The organism is Ruegeria sp. C10, from assembly GCF_056537805.1.
In genome coordinates this window covers 86,615-98,791 of the sequence record NZ_JBQFSC010000004.1, presented here as the reverse complement: position 1 = coordinate 98,791, position 12,177 = coordinate 86,615, and the positions used below count along the sequence as shown (strand labels likewise).

The 12,177-nt window shown below is 57.2% G+C and carries 10 protein-coding genes; 6 read left to right on the top strand and 4 right to left on the bottom strand.

The window, feature by feature from the left end:
- Nucleotides 1-85 precede the first annotated feature (85 nt).
- Nucleotides 86-1,792 carry a peptide ABC transporter substrate-binding protein gene (locus tag ACR0DE_RS16795; RefSeq protein ID WP_170397105.1) on the bottom strand — a complete coding sequence of 569 codons (1,707 nt, stop codon included), beginning with the start codon at nucleotides 1,790-1,792 and terminating at the stop codon, nucleotides 86-88.
- 285 nt (nucleotides 1,793-2,077) lie between these two features.
- Between ACR0DE_RS16795 and ACR0DE_RS16790 the strand changes: the two genes are divergently transcribed.
- Genes ACR0DE_RS16790 through ACR0DE_RS16770 form a run of 5 tightly spaced genes read left to right on the top strand, consistent with a single transcriptional unit; the run spans nucleotide 2,078 to nucleotide 8,618 of the window.
- On the top strand, nucleotides 2,078-3,898 hold the full coding sequence (locus ACR0DE_RS16790) for an ABC transporter ATP-binding protein (protein WP_170397103.1): 1,821 nt from the start codon (nucleotides 2,078-2,080) through the stop codon (nucleotides 3,896-3,898).
- A gap of 5 nt (nucleotides 3,899-3,903) precedes the next feature.
- On the top strand, nucleotides 3,904-5,070 hold the full coding sequence (gene argE / locus ACR0DE_RS16785) for an acetylornithine deacetylase (protein WP_480754375.1): 1,167 nt from the start codon (nucleotides 3,904-3,906) through the stop codon (nucleotides 5,068-5,070).
- A gap of 22 nt (nucleotides 5,071-5,092) precedes the next feature.
- Complete coding sequence (locus tag ACR0DE_RS16780) at nucleotides 5,093-6,259, top strand: M20 aminoacylase family protein (RefSeq protein ID WP_170424149.1); 1,167 nt, start codon at nucleotides 5,093-5,095, stop codon at nucleotides 6,257-6,259.
- Nucleotides 6,260-6,273: 14 nt separating this feature from the next.
- The gene (locus tag ACR0DE_RS16775) at nucleotides 6,274-7,437 is read left to right on the top strand and encodes a M20 aminoacylase family protein (RefSeq protein WP_480705463.1); all 1,164 of its coding nucleotides are present in this window, start codon (nucleotides 6,274-6,276) and stop codon (nucleotides 7,435-7,437) included.
- 17 nt (nucleotides 7,438-7,454) lie between these two features.
- Nucleotides 7,455-8,618: a M20 aminoacylase family protein gene (locus ACR0DE_RS16770; protein ID WP_170404069.1), complete on the top strand. Its 1,164-nt coding sequence runs from the start codon at nucleotides 7,455-7,457 to the stop codon at nucleotides 8,616-8,618.
- Between the two features lie 74 nt (nucleotides 8,619-8,692).
- Here ACR0DE_RS16770 and ACR0DE_RS16765 read toward each other — a convergent pair whose 3' ends face one another.
- On the bottom strand, nucleotides 8,693-9,991 hold the full coding sequence (locus ACR0DE_RS16765) for a 3-deoxy-D-manno-octulosonic acid transferase (protein ID WP_480754373.1): 1,299 nt from the start codon (nucleotides 9,989-9,991) through the stop codon (nucleotides 8,693-8,695).
- Nucleotide 9,992: 1 nt separating this feature from the next.
- Nucleotides 9,993-11,000 (bottom strand): GTP 3',8-cyclase MoaA, encoded by a 1,008-nt coding sequence (gene moaA / locus ACR0DE_RS16760; protein ID WP_170511552.1) that lies wholly within the window; start codon nucleotides 10,998-11,000, stop codon nucleotides 9,993-9,995.
- Between the two features lie 91 nt (nucleotides 11,001-11,091).
- Here moaA and ACR0DE_RS16755 point away from each other — a divergent pair, with 91 nt between their 5' ends.
- Nucleotides 11,092-11,505 (top strand): hypothetical protein, encoded by a 414-nt coding sequence (locus ACR0DE_RS16755; RefSeq protein ID WP_170404060.1) that lies wholly within the window; start codon nucleotides 11,092-11,094, stop codon nucleotides 11,503-11,505.
- Here ACR0DE_RS16755 and ACR0DE_RS16750 read toward each other — a convergent pair.
- Nucleotides 11,493-12,176: a DNA alkylation repair protein gene (locus ACR0DE_RS16750; protein WP_480754371.1), complete on the bottom strand. Its 684-nt coding sequence runs from the start codon at nucleotides 12,174-12,176 to the stop codon at nucleotides 11,493-11,495. The two genes, ACR0DE_RS16755 and ACR0DE_RS16750, sit on opposite strands and share 13 nt — an antisense overlap.
- Nucleotide 12,177: the final 1 nt, after the last annotated feature.

Sequence of the window (12,177 nt, the reverse complement as noted above, 5' to 3'; positions counted from 1 at the left end):
CCTTTATATGCGTCTTCTTGTTGGAGTGGTCTGCAAATGACCGCGCCCCGATATGGGTCGGGGCGCGGTTTTGCAAGATTAACGCTTAGGAACCGGTCTTGCGGTACCAGTCCGCAATGTTCCACAGCTCGCTGTCCCAAACGTTCAGGACAACGCCACCCAGCGTGTTGGCGTGTGCCGACAGACGACCACGGTGCACCAGCGGGATCATTCCGCCATTTTCAACCATGATGTCGTTCAGCTGACGCGCGATCTGCGCGCGCTCATCCGCACCTGCGGTTTCGGCCAGTTTGCCATGCAGCTTGTCGAACTCTTCGTTGCAGAAACGGCTAATGTTCTCGCCCTGCCACTGGCTTTCAGGCTTGGGTGCCTTGTCGCACAGGCCGTTGCCCAGATAGGACTGCGGGTCAGTACCGTTGAAGGTGTTGGCATACATTTCAACGTCGGCATAGAACTTCTGGAAGGTGTCAGGCGAACCCGGATCACCACCAAAGAAGACCGAAGCATTGATGTTGCGCAGCTCAGTTTCGATACCGATTTGGCTCCACCATTCTTTGATCAGCGCCTGGAAGTCCTGGCGAACTGCGTTGGTAGAGGTCTGGTAGACAATCTTCAGCGGTACACCGTCTTTTTCACGGATGCCATCGCCATCGGAATCTACGATACCCGCGTCATCCAAAAGCTTCTTGGCACCTTCGATATCCTGAGTATCGCAGCTGAATGTGTCGGAATTCACCGCGGCAGGCGCAGGTACCCAGTTGCAGGTAACCTTACCGGCCTGACCGTAGCCGATTTCAACCAGCAGCGGCCGGTCGATGGCCAGCGACATGGCCTTGTAAACAGCAGGGTCCTGCAGGAACGGGTGCGGATGCGTTGCAGTCGAACGCTCGCCCTCCGGCAGATCTGGCGACGGGTTGGTCTGGTTCAGCATGATGCGTTCCACCAGCGGGCCGAAGCCTGCGACCGGAGTGCCTTTGCCGCCTTCCTGCATCTGCGCGATCACTTCAGGCGCAAGCTGCAAGTTCCAGGCATAGTCAAATTCGCCGGTTTCCATGACCGCACGACCAGCAGCAGTTGCATCGCCACCGCCTTTGAATGTTACCGTTGCGAACGCAGGCTTTGCCGGGTCACGGTAGTTATCATTGGCCTTGAAAGTGATCACGTCATTCGGCTTGAATTCGGTGACAACAAATGGGCCTGTGCCGATCGGGTTAAAGTTCTGCTCGGTGCATTCGGGCGCTTTGGCTCCCATGCAATCCGCGAACTGTGCTGCCTGGATGATCGGGCTCTCACCACCCACGAACGGGCCGTAAGGGAACGGGGTCGGCGCATCGAATGTGACTTTGACGGTCAGATCATCGACAGCTTCGACATTGGTGACACCTTCAAATTTGGTCACCTGCGCACAACCGCCCTCTGGGTCCATGCAATAGTTTGCAGTGAACACAACATCAGCGGAGGTGAATGGCGTGCCGTCTGACCAGGTGATTCCCGGCGCGATTTTCCAAGTGATCGAGGTCAGGTCTTCGCTGACGCCACCATTTGCAACTGTCGGAATTTCGGATGCCAGGAACGGAACCATTTCGCCATCTTGATTGTACCGGGCGAGCGGCTCAATCACTAGCGACGCGGATTCCACATCCTTGGTGCCACCCGAAAGGAACGGGTTCAGGATCGATGGGGCTTGCCAGTAAATGATGCTGACATTGCCGTCCGATCCACGCTCGGCCATGGCCATCGGGGCCATTGCCGTGCTTGCAATCGCACCAAGCAAAAGGGTTTTGATTTTCATCATACACTCCATGTTGGACACATACGTGTCTCGATTATCTCCGCGATGCCCGCGGGTTAGGCGTGGCCGTCAAAAGGGATAAGGATTTGGAATCAAACGGAAACGATTGTATCGCCTTCGTGTATTCAGACCTCTCCCCAGAACGGTTACGCGGCGTATCGAAACAGAGTTTTGGAAAATTGCAAGCCTTGCCTTGCGAAATTTGACCTATCGGTTTGACTTTTCACATCTGCCCGCCTTAGCGTTTGGCACCCAATCCGAAAAGCCGCCAAGGGGAGAGCGCGCGTGCTGGATCAGCCAATTGCCCAGATCAAAAAACTGCGGGTCGAATTTCAAACTAAAGATGGCCCGGTGGTGGGCGTCGAGGACGTCTCGTTCGAGGTTAATCCAGGCGAAACCGTCTGTATCGTGGGCGAATCGGGGTCGGGCAAATCAGTCTCATCTCTATCGCTGATGCGCTTGGTCGAGTTCGGCGGCGGTGAAATTGCTGGCGGACAACTGCTTTTTGATCGCCGCGGCGGCGAGGAAATGGATCTGTCCCACGCCGATCAAGATCTGATGAAGCAGATTCGCGGAAATGAGATCGGAATGATCTTTCAGGAGCCGATGACGGCCTTGAACCCGGTTTTCACCGTCGGACGGCAGCTCACCGAAGGATTGCGAATCCACAAGGACATGAACAAAGCGCAGGCCGAAGAGCGCGCGCTGGAATTATTGCGTCAGGTGCGCATCCCCGAGCCCGAGCGACGTTTGAAGCAATATCCGCATGAACTGTCCGGTGGCATGCGCCAGCGTGTGGTGATCGCCATGGCCATGGCGTGTGAGCCTCGCCTGCTGATTGCGGATGAACCCACTACTGCATTGGATGTGACCATCCAGGCCGAGATTCTGGCGCTGATGGACCGCCTGAAGCGCGAGACAGGTACGGCGGTGATGTTTATCACCCATGACATGGCTGTGGTCGCGCAGATGGCGGACCGCGTGGTGGTTATGTTCCGCGGCAACAAGGTCGAGGAAGGCACCGTCAAAGAAATCTTCGAAAACCCGCAGCACGATTACACCAAGGCGTTGCTGGCGGCGGTTCCGAAATTGGGCGAGATGCAGGGCAAAGCCGCGCCCGAGCCAATGAAACTGCTGGGTGAGGAAGGCCAGAAGATCGCTCCGATCCCGGGCACGAACGAAGTGTTGCTGACGGTCAAGAACCTGACCACGCGATTTGCGGTGAAAGGCGGATTGCTGCGTCGGACCATCTCGAACGTGCATGCAGTCGAAGATGTCTCGTTCACGCTGAACCGGGGGCAAACACTCAGCCTCGTTGGCGAATCTGGGTGTGGCAAGTCGTCGGCAGGGCGCTCGATCCTGCGGTTGGTGGAGCCGATGGCGGGTGAGGTTGATCTGGACGGTGTCGACATCATGAAGCTGGACCAGGCCGGCCTGCGCAAAGCGCGGCTGGACATGCAGATGATCTTTCAGGATCCGTTCGCCTCGCTAAACCCTCAGATGCAGTTGGTTGATCAAGTCGCTGAACCGATGCGGAACTATGGGGTTGCCTCGGGGTCAGAACTGCAGGACCGGGTAGCGCAACTGTTCGACAAGGTGCAACTGCCGCGCAGCTTCATGCGCCGCTTCCCGCATGAGATGTCGGGTGGTCAGCGGCAACGGATTGCGATTGCGCGAGCACTGGCGCTGAATCCCAAGCTAATCATCGCGGATGAGGCCGTTTCGGCGCTGGACGTCTCGGTTCAGGCGCAGGTGCTGAACCTGATGATGGAGCTGCAATCGGAACTTGGCCTAAGCTATCTGTTCATCAGCCATGACATGGCGGTGGTCGAGAGGGTCAGTCACCATGTCGGTGTGATGTATCTGGGCCGCATTGTCGAACTGGGTCCGCGTGCTCGGGTGTTTGAGAACCCACAGCACCCTTATACGCAGGCGCTGATGAAGGCGGTTCCGATAGCCGATCCGAACAAGCGCAAGTCGGAAAAAGACTTGAACTTCAAACCGATCCCGTCGCCAATTCATCCGATTGGATACGCGCCCGAACCCTCGCAATACAACGAGGTTGAACCGGGCCATTTTGTTTTGACCACTGACAGCGGATATTGACCCTCATGGCTGAGCGCCTGTCTCCGCTAGAGATCATGACTAAGCTGATCTCATTCCCGACTGTCAGTCGCGATACGAATTTACCGTTGGTGGATTGGGTCGAGGCGTATCTGCAAAGCCACGGGATCGAACCGCATCGTTGGCCTGATCCGGATCAGCCGCATAAGGCGGCTCTGTTCGCGCATGTCGGCCCGTGGGAAGAGGGCGCGATTGTCCTATCAGGTCACACTGATGTTGTTCCCATCGATGGCCAGCCTTGGTACACCGATCCATTTGTCGTGACCGAGAAAGATGGCAAGTATTTCGGGCGTGGCACCTGCGACATGAAGGGCTTTGACGCGCTGGCGATCTGGGCCTTGGTCGAGGCGCATCACGCTGACACCAAACGCCCCCTGCAACTGGCGTTGAGCTTTGATGAAGAGGTTGGCTGCACCGGCGCGCCGCCGATGATCGCCCACATGCAGGAGGTTCTGCCCAAAGGATCAGCCGTGATTGTGGGCGAGCCGTCGATGATGCAGGCCGTCACCGGCCATAAGGGCGGGTTTGGCTTTGACACGCATGTGGTGGGGTTCGAAGTTCACAGCTCAATCATGCACACAGGCGTCAATGCGATCATGGAGGCCGCGCCGCTGATCAATTGGGCCAATGATCGGAACGCCGAGAATATGGCGGCGCAACCTTCAGACATTGCGTCAGTGTTCGATCCGCCTTGGACTACCTGCCATGTTGGTATGATCGAAGGCGGAACCGCGCATAATATCACTGCCAAAGACTGTCGCTTCATGATGGATTTCCGCACCGTTCCGGACGATGAAAAATCGGTCTGGCAGAAGGCCTATTTCGATAAGGTTCGTGAAGTCGAGGCGCGGATGCAAGCGGTTCATCCCGACGCCCGGATCGAGCTGTCCGAGCATTTTTCGATCCCAGGTCTTGTGCCTGAAGAAGATGGCGAGGCTGAGACGCTGGTGCGCGCGCTCACCGGTGACAATGCGACACATGTGGTAAGCTATGGCACCGAGGCGGGGCAGTTTCAGGAAGCTGGTTATTCCGCTGTTATCTGCGGCCCAGGTGATATCGCGCAGGCCCATCAGCCGAATGAGTTCATTACGATTTCTCAATTCAACGCAGGTCAAAAATTTATGGAGCGTCTGGTAAAGAGGCTTTGCGCATAACATCTCAAAGGAGAGGTTAAAGATGCCCGTCAAGAACCGGCTCGCCGAAATGCATGGCGAGATCACCAAATGGCGCCGTCACCTGCATATGCATCCCGAGCTGATGTATGATGTGGAAGAAACGGCAGGGTTTGTGGTCGACCGACTGAAGGAGTTCGGTGTGGATGAGATCACGCCCGGCATCGGCAAGACTGGCGTGGTTGCCGTGATCAAGGGACGTCAGGATACGCTAGGCCGTGTTATCGGGTTGCGTGCCGACATGGATGCGCTGCCCATAGAAGAGGCGACGGGGCTGGACTATGCTTCGACGGTTTCTGGTAAGATGCATGCCTGTGGTCATGACGGTCATACCTCGATGCTGTTGGGCGCGGCGCAGTATCTGGCCGAGACGAGGAATTTTGACGGTACCGTTGTGTTAATTTTCCAGCCTGCCGAAGAAGGCGGGGCGGGTGGTCTGGCCATGTGTCAGGACGGGCTGATGGAGCGCTGGGGTATTCAGGAAGTCTATGGCATGCACAACATGCCGGGAATGCCGGTTGGTGAGTTTGCCATTCGACCAGGCGCATTGCTGGCTTCTTCGGATGAATTCGAAATTGTTGTAACGGGTAAAGGCGGTCATGCTGCCGCCCCGCATGAGGCGGTAGATACAACGCTGATTGCGTCGCACATTGTTGTAGCTTTGCAATCAGTGGTGTCGCGTACCGTGGACCCTATCAAAAGGGTGGTGCTGACCGTCGGGACTTTTGAAACCGATAGTGTGGCTTCGAATGTGATTGCCCATACGGTGCGGTTGCGGGGAACTGTTCGTACACTTGACCCAGAATATCGAAAGGTCGCTGAAGAACGCGTGCGCCGGATCGCCGAAGACACTGCCTCGGCCTTTGGAGCTTCGGCTAAGATGACGTGGACACCGGGCTATCCGGTGACGGTGAATTCGGACGATGAAACCATCTATGCTGCTGAGGCCGCGCAGGCCGTGGCAGGCAAGGTCAATGACAGCACCGATCCAATCATGCCGTCAGAAGATTTTGCTTACATGCTTGAAGAACGGCCCGGAGCCTACATCTTTATCGGAAACGGGGACACGGCCATGTGCCATCACCCGGAATACAACTTCGACGACGACGCCATTCCCGCCGGTTGCAGCTGGTTTGCCGAGCTGGTGGAACGACGATTACCCGTCGCCTGATTTGGGAGGATCAGATGCCAATCAAGAACCGACTTGCCGAAATGCACGAAGAAATCACCGGTTGGCGGCGGGATATTCATCAACACCCTGAGATCCTCTATGACACCCACCGCACCAGCGCCTTGGTGGCTGAAAAGCTGAAAGAGTTCGGTTGCGATGAGGTTGTGACGGGCATTGGCCGCACCGGTGTCGTTGGCGTCATCAAGGGCAAGACCGACACGCAGGGTCGTGTGATCGGCCTGCGTGCCGATATGGACGCGCTGCCGATGCAGGAGCAGACGGGCCTTGATTATGCCTCGAAAACCGATGGCGCCATGCATGCCTGTGGCCATGATGGCCATACGGCGATGGTGTTGGGCGCGGCGAAATACTTGTCTGAGACGCGGAACTTCGACGGCACGGCCATTGTGATTTTCCAACCAGCGGAAGAAGGTGGCAATGGGGCCGAGGCGATGTGCAAAGACGGTCTGATGGATCGGTTCGGCATTCAGGAAGTCTATGCCATGCACAATGTGCCAGGTGTGCCGACAGGGCAGTTCGCGATCCGGTCTGGCCCGCTGCTGGCGGCTGCGGATGAGTTCGACATTCATCTGGAAGGCCGGGGCGGCCACGCGGCGAAACCGCATGAAACAATTGATACTACAGTGATGTTGTCGCAACTGATCGTGGCACTTCAGACCATCGTGTCGCGTAACGCGGACCCTATTTTACAAGCGGTTCTGTCTGTGACTTCGGTCGAGACCTCATCCAAAGCGTTCAATGTGATCCCTCAATCGGCGCAGGTGCGCGGTACTGTACGAACGCATTCGAACGAAATGCGCGACCTGATCGAGACGCGGCTGACCGAGGTGGCTGAGGGTATTGCTGAAACCTTCGGTGGCACTGTCAAAGTCTCATACACGCGTGGAGTTCCGGTGACGATCAACGCCGAAGAACAGACGGAATTTGCCGCTGAGGCCGCCATTTCCGTAGGTGGCAGCTGTGATGAGGCGCCGATGGTGATGGGGGGCGAGGATTTCTCGTTCATGCTGGAAGAACGCCCCGGGGCCTTCATCGTGCTGGGCAATGGCGACAGCGCCGGGCTGCACCACCCTGAATACAATTTCAACGATGAGATCATCCCGATGGGATGCTCATGGTTTGCCGAAATGGTCGAGCGCCGGATGCCGGCGGCTTGAATTAGGAGAGAGAAGACATGCCAGTTAAGAACCGCTTTGCCGAATTGCAGGCCGAAATCACCGAATGGCGACGGGATATTCATGAAAACCCCGAGATTCTGTTTGAAACCCACCGCACCAGTGCTTTGGTCGCGGACAAACTGAAAGAGTTCGGCTGCGACGAGGTCGTTACCGGGATCGGTCGCACCGGGGTTGTCGGTGTGATCAAGGGCAAATCAGACTCGAGTGGCAAAGTCATCGGTCTGCGTGCTGATATGGATGCGCTGCCGATTCACGAGGCGACGGGGTTGAATTACGCCTCGAAAACCGATGGGGCGATGCATGCTTGTGGCCATGATGGACATACGGCGATGCTGCTCGGGGCGGCGAAATACCTTTCGGAAACGCGTAATTTTGACGGTACTGTAGTGGTGATCTTCCAGCCCGCTGAAGAAGGTGGCGGCGGTGGTCGCGAAATGTGCGAAGACGGCATGATGGCGCGCTGGAACATTCAGGAAGTCTACGGCATGCACAACTGGCCGGGCCGTCCGGTCGGCAGTTTCTCTATCCGTCCGGGTTCGTTCTTTGCCGCGACCGATCAGTTCGACATCACCTTTGAAGGTCGCGGTGGCCACGCCGCGAAACCGCAGGAGACCGTGGATACGACCGTGATGACCGCGCAGGCCGTGTTGGCGTTGCAGACGATTGCCTCGCGCAATGCCGACCCGATCGATCAGGTCGTGGTGTCTGTGACATCGTTCGAGACATCCTCGAAGGCGTTCAATGTCATTCCTCAAACAGTGCAGATCAAAGGCACCGTACGCACCATGAGCAAAGAGATGCGCGATCTTGCCGAGAAACGGATCAACGAGATTTGCGCAGGAGTTGCAGCGACCTTTGGTGGCACGGCGGATGTGACCTATATTCGTGGCTATCCGGTGATGGTGAACAGTGACGAGCAGACCGATTTCGCGGCCGAGGTGGCGAAATCGGTCTCGGGCAGCTGTGACGAGGCGCCCCTTGTCATGGGGGGTGAGGATTTTGCCTTTATGCTCGAAGAGCGTCCGGGGGCTTATATTCTGGTGGGCAATGGAGATACGGCCATGGTTCATCATCCCGAGTATAATTTCAACGACGAGGCCATTCCTGCCGGGTGTAGTTGGTGGGCCGAGATTGTTGAGCAGCGGATGCCTGCTGCTTGATGGGAAGGGTGGGGGCTCTGCCCCACCCCCCCCGAGGTATTTTTAGCCTGATGAAGAGGGATCGGTGTGTTTTGTCAGCCGAGAGACAGGCGGGAGCAGAGCGTTTCGATCACCGCATCCAAAGCCGAACTCTGTGTTTTCACGCAGGCATCGGCTGCCATTCGAGCGGTGTGCAGTTCGGCTTTGTCCGACAGCCAGAGGGTGACAGCATATGACAATGCGTTGGCCGAGTTGATCCGGACGGCGCCGCCCGTTTTGATGAGCGGCTCAAATGTCTCGGCAAAATTGAAATAACCAGGGCCGGTGATCACCGCAGCCCCCGCCTGAACCGGTTCAAACGGATTATGGCCGCCGATCTCTTTCAGCGATCCCCCTAGGAAAACGATGGGGCAGAGGGCGTACCAGGTTCCGGTTTCACCCAATGTATCCGCGACATAGACCTGTATATCTGATGCTATCTGTTGGTCAGCGCTGCGTCGTGCATGCGAAAGACCAGCATCACTCACCAATTTAGCAACGTCGTCTCCACGCTCCGGATGGCGAGGGATCAGCAGCAATAGCAGGTCGGGCCAGCGCTGTAGCAACGCTTTGTGGGCTGCCAGAACCGTTTCTTCTTCCCCTGCATGGGTCGAACTGGCAATCCATATCGGGCGACCATCTATCTGCGCTTGGGTTTCGGTCAGGACATCCTGATTTACGGGCAGCGGGTCAGACATGGCCTTGAGGTTGGTGCCGGGCTGTACGCGATTCGCGTCGGCACCAATTGCGATCAGATTAGCGGCGGTTTTGTCGTTCTGGGTCAGAAATACCTTGAAATGATCCAGAATGAAGCGCGCCGTGTTCGGGCGCTTGTTCCAACTATCCACTGATTTGTCAGATAGCCGGGCATTCAAGAGCGCCAGTGGCGTGCCGCGATTTGCGGCCTCTACGATCAGCCGGGGCCAGATTTCACTTTCTACAAAGATGCCTGCATCGGGTTTCCAGTGGTCCAGAAACTCGCGCACCGGAGCGGCGCTGTCCAATGGCGGATACTGGTGGCGCGTCCGGGCAGGCAAGCGCTTAGCAATCAACGTCGCCGAGTTCGGGGTGCCTGAGGTGATGAGAAACTCAGCATTCGGCAGGCGCTGCCCCAGACGGTTGATCAGGCTTAGAACCGATAGGCTTTCACCCACACTGGCCGCGTGAAACCAGATCAGCTGCCCATCTGGGCGCGGCAAACTGGCATGGCCAAGCCGTTCTTGCTGGCGGCTTTCGGGAACACCCGCAGCGTGCAGTTTGTTGCGTACTTTCCGCCAAATCAGGGGTTCGGCAATAGATATGAGACCGCAGTACAGTTTGTACAGCAGCGTCGGCTGCGCGGATCTATCGGGCATCTCAGCCGCCCGTATGACTCATGTGGCGGCTCATCTGACCGTCGACGGCTTGCCGGGAATAGTCGAAATCATGGCCCTTGGGCTTGAGATTGATGGCTGCGCGGATCGCGTCTTCCAACGGTTTCTCGGTATCGGGATGATCGCGCAGGGGTGCGCGCAGATCAGCCATATCTTCCTGGCCAAGGCACATGTAGATCTCACCAGTGCAGGTCAGGCGCACGCGGTTGCAGCTTTCGCAGAAGTTATGGCTGAGTGGCGTTATGAAACCGATCTTTTGACCGGTCTCCTCAAGCCTGACATACCGCGCCGGACCACCTGTCCGTTCGGCCAGATCAGTGACCGTATAGTGGTTCTGATATTCCTTGCGGACGTCTTTGAGCGACCAATACTGATCCAGCCGGTCTTCGTTGCCTATATCGCCCATGGGCATGACCTCGATCCAGGTCAGGTCCATATCGCGTTCGGCACACCATTCGGTGATCTTGGGTAGCTCGGGCTCGTTGAACCCTTTCAGAGCGACAGCGTTGATCTTGATCCGCAGGCCAGCCTTTTGTGCTGCGTCAATGCCGTTCAGCACCTGTTTCAGGCGGCCCCATCGGGTGACCTTGGCAAATTTGTCTTCATCCAGCGTATCGAGCGAGACATTCACGCGCCGCACGCCCGCTGCGAAAAGATCATCCGCAAATCGGTGCAATTGTGATCCGTTGGTTGTCAGCGTCAGCTCCTTCAGGGCGCCGCTGTCCAGATGTCGGGTCATGCTGTTGAAGAATGACATGATGTTTCGCCTAACCAGTGGTTCGCCCCCGGTGATGCGCAATTTCTCGACGCCCAAATTGACGAAAGTCGTGCACATACGATCCAACTCTTCCAGAGTCAGAAGGTCTTTCTTGGGAAGAAACTTCATATCTTCGGACATGCAGTAAACGCAGCGGAAATCGCAGCGATCCGTAACGGAGACGCGAAGATAGGTGATGGCGCGGGCAAACGGGTCTATAAGCGGAGCTGTCATGGCTCATAGGTAAAGCGGAGGCATGTTCGCGGCAAGTGCCATCTGCGTTTTGGACTGGTACAGTTAGGCGCAGCGCTCTAGGTTTTGTGTTATGAAATATGCTTTGGTTTTAGCTTTTAGCCTCGTTGCCGGTTGCGATGCCGTTCGGTCCACGACGGATCGGGTGTTCGGAAGTTCATCCAACGAGACGGCGGCTGAACCCGTTACAGCAGAGGCGACGGAGGTAACTCCCGAGCCTGTGGCTGCCGCAGGGTGGTCTGGCGCCAAAACGACCGTTGCCGGGCTGGGCGATCCCAACACACCGGGGCGCTGGTTGCAGACGCCTCTGGTGCAAACTGAAATCAACGGCCGCGTGGTTGTGCCGCGCACGGGTGCGCAGGCCTATGTCACGCTTGTTCCCGCACCAGGCCCCGAAGGCGGTGGCGGACGGCTGTCGCTTGAAGCCATGCGCGCGTTGTTGGTGCCATATGACGAGTTGGTGGAACTGGAAGTTTATTCCGACTGAGCGCGCAGGTATTTCCCAGCCTCTTTGCGGGCAAAGGGTTTCATGTTTGCGCCGTGCGTTTCCAGAAACGCGACTACGCGCTCTGGATCATGCTTTGACAATTCGCGCAGCCACCATGCGATGGCCTTCTGGATAAACCATTCCCGATCGGAGACATACGTGGCAGCCCAGCCGAGTATACGGTCGCGACATGCCAGGTCTTCCGGTTTGGGATGGTTCTGTTTGGTCCAGGGCAAGGTGGCGACCAGCGCGGCGCGTTTGGTCCACATGTGGCCCGACGTGGTCCAACGTTCGACCTGATCCAGCCGGGTTGGATCAGCCGAAAGACGCTTTTGTATCGCCATACAGGCATGATCGGCCACGGCCCAGGCGTCAAAATCCGGTAGCCAGCTTTGCAGCAGGTCCCACACCGCGTCATCCGGTCGGATACGGGCTTGGGTCAGCAGCTTTGCTGCCGCGACCCGCGCTTCATGAATGTTGGTCTGCCATAAGCCATCGGCGACAGCGATGCGGTCGATGACTTCAAGTTCGCGCCGCCAAGCCTTGGTCAGATCGTTCAGAACCGGGTTCGGAACACCCAGATAGGGGCGGTCTACCTTGTGATAGGCCGCCACCTGTTCTGCGCGTTCAGGATCGGCATGGGCTTTGATCTGATCCAGATAGGCCTGCATC

Excerpts from the sequence above, each read along its gene's own strand:
- ACR0DE_RS16780 (WP_170424149.1), top strand. The coding sequence starts at position 5,093 with ATGCCCGTCAAGAACCGGCTCGCCGAAATGCATGGCGAGATCACCAAA.
- ACR0DE_RS16765 (WP_480754373.1), bottom strand. The coding sequence starts at position 9,991 with ATGCCCGATAGATCCGCGCAGCCGACGCTGCTGTACAAACTGTACTGC.
- argE (WP_480754375.1), top strand. The coding sequence starts at position 3,904 with ATGGCTGAGCGCCTGTCTCCGCTAGAGATCATGACTAAGCTGATCTCA.
- ACR0DE_RS16795 (WP_170397105.1), bottom strand. The coding sequence starts at position 1,792 with ATGAAAATCAAAACCCTTTTGCTTGGTGCGATTGCAAGCACGGCAATG.
- ACR0DE_RS16775 (WP_480705463.1), top strand. The coding sequence starts at position 6,274 with ATGCCAATCAAGAACCGACTTGCCGAAATGCACGAAGAAATCACCGGT.
- ACR0DE_RS16750 (WP_480754371.1), bottom strand. The coding sequence starts at position 12,176 with ATGCAGGCCTATCTGGATCAGATCAAAGCCCATGCCGATCCTGAACGC.
- ACR0DE_RS16770 (WP_170404069.1), top strand. The coding sequence starts at position 7,455 with ATGCCAGTTAAGAACCGCTTTGCCGAATTGCAGGCCGAAATCACCGAA.
- moaA (WP_170511552.1), bottom strand. The coding sequence starts at position 11,000 with ATGACAGCTCCGCTTATAGACCCGTTTGCCCGCGCCATCACCTATCTT.
- ACR0DE_RS16755 (WP_170404060.1), top strand. The coding sequence starts at position 11,092 with ATGAAATATGCTTTGGTTTTAGCTTTTAGCCTCGTTGCCGGTTGCGAT.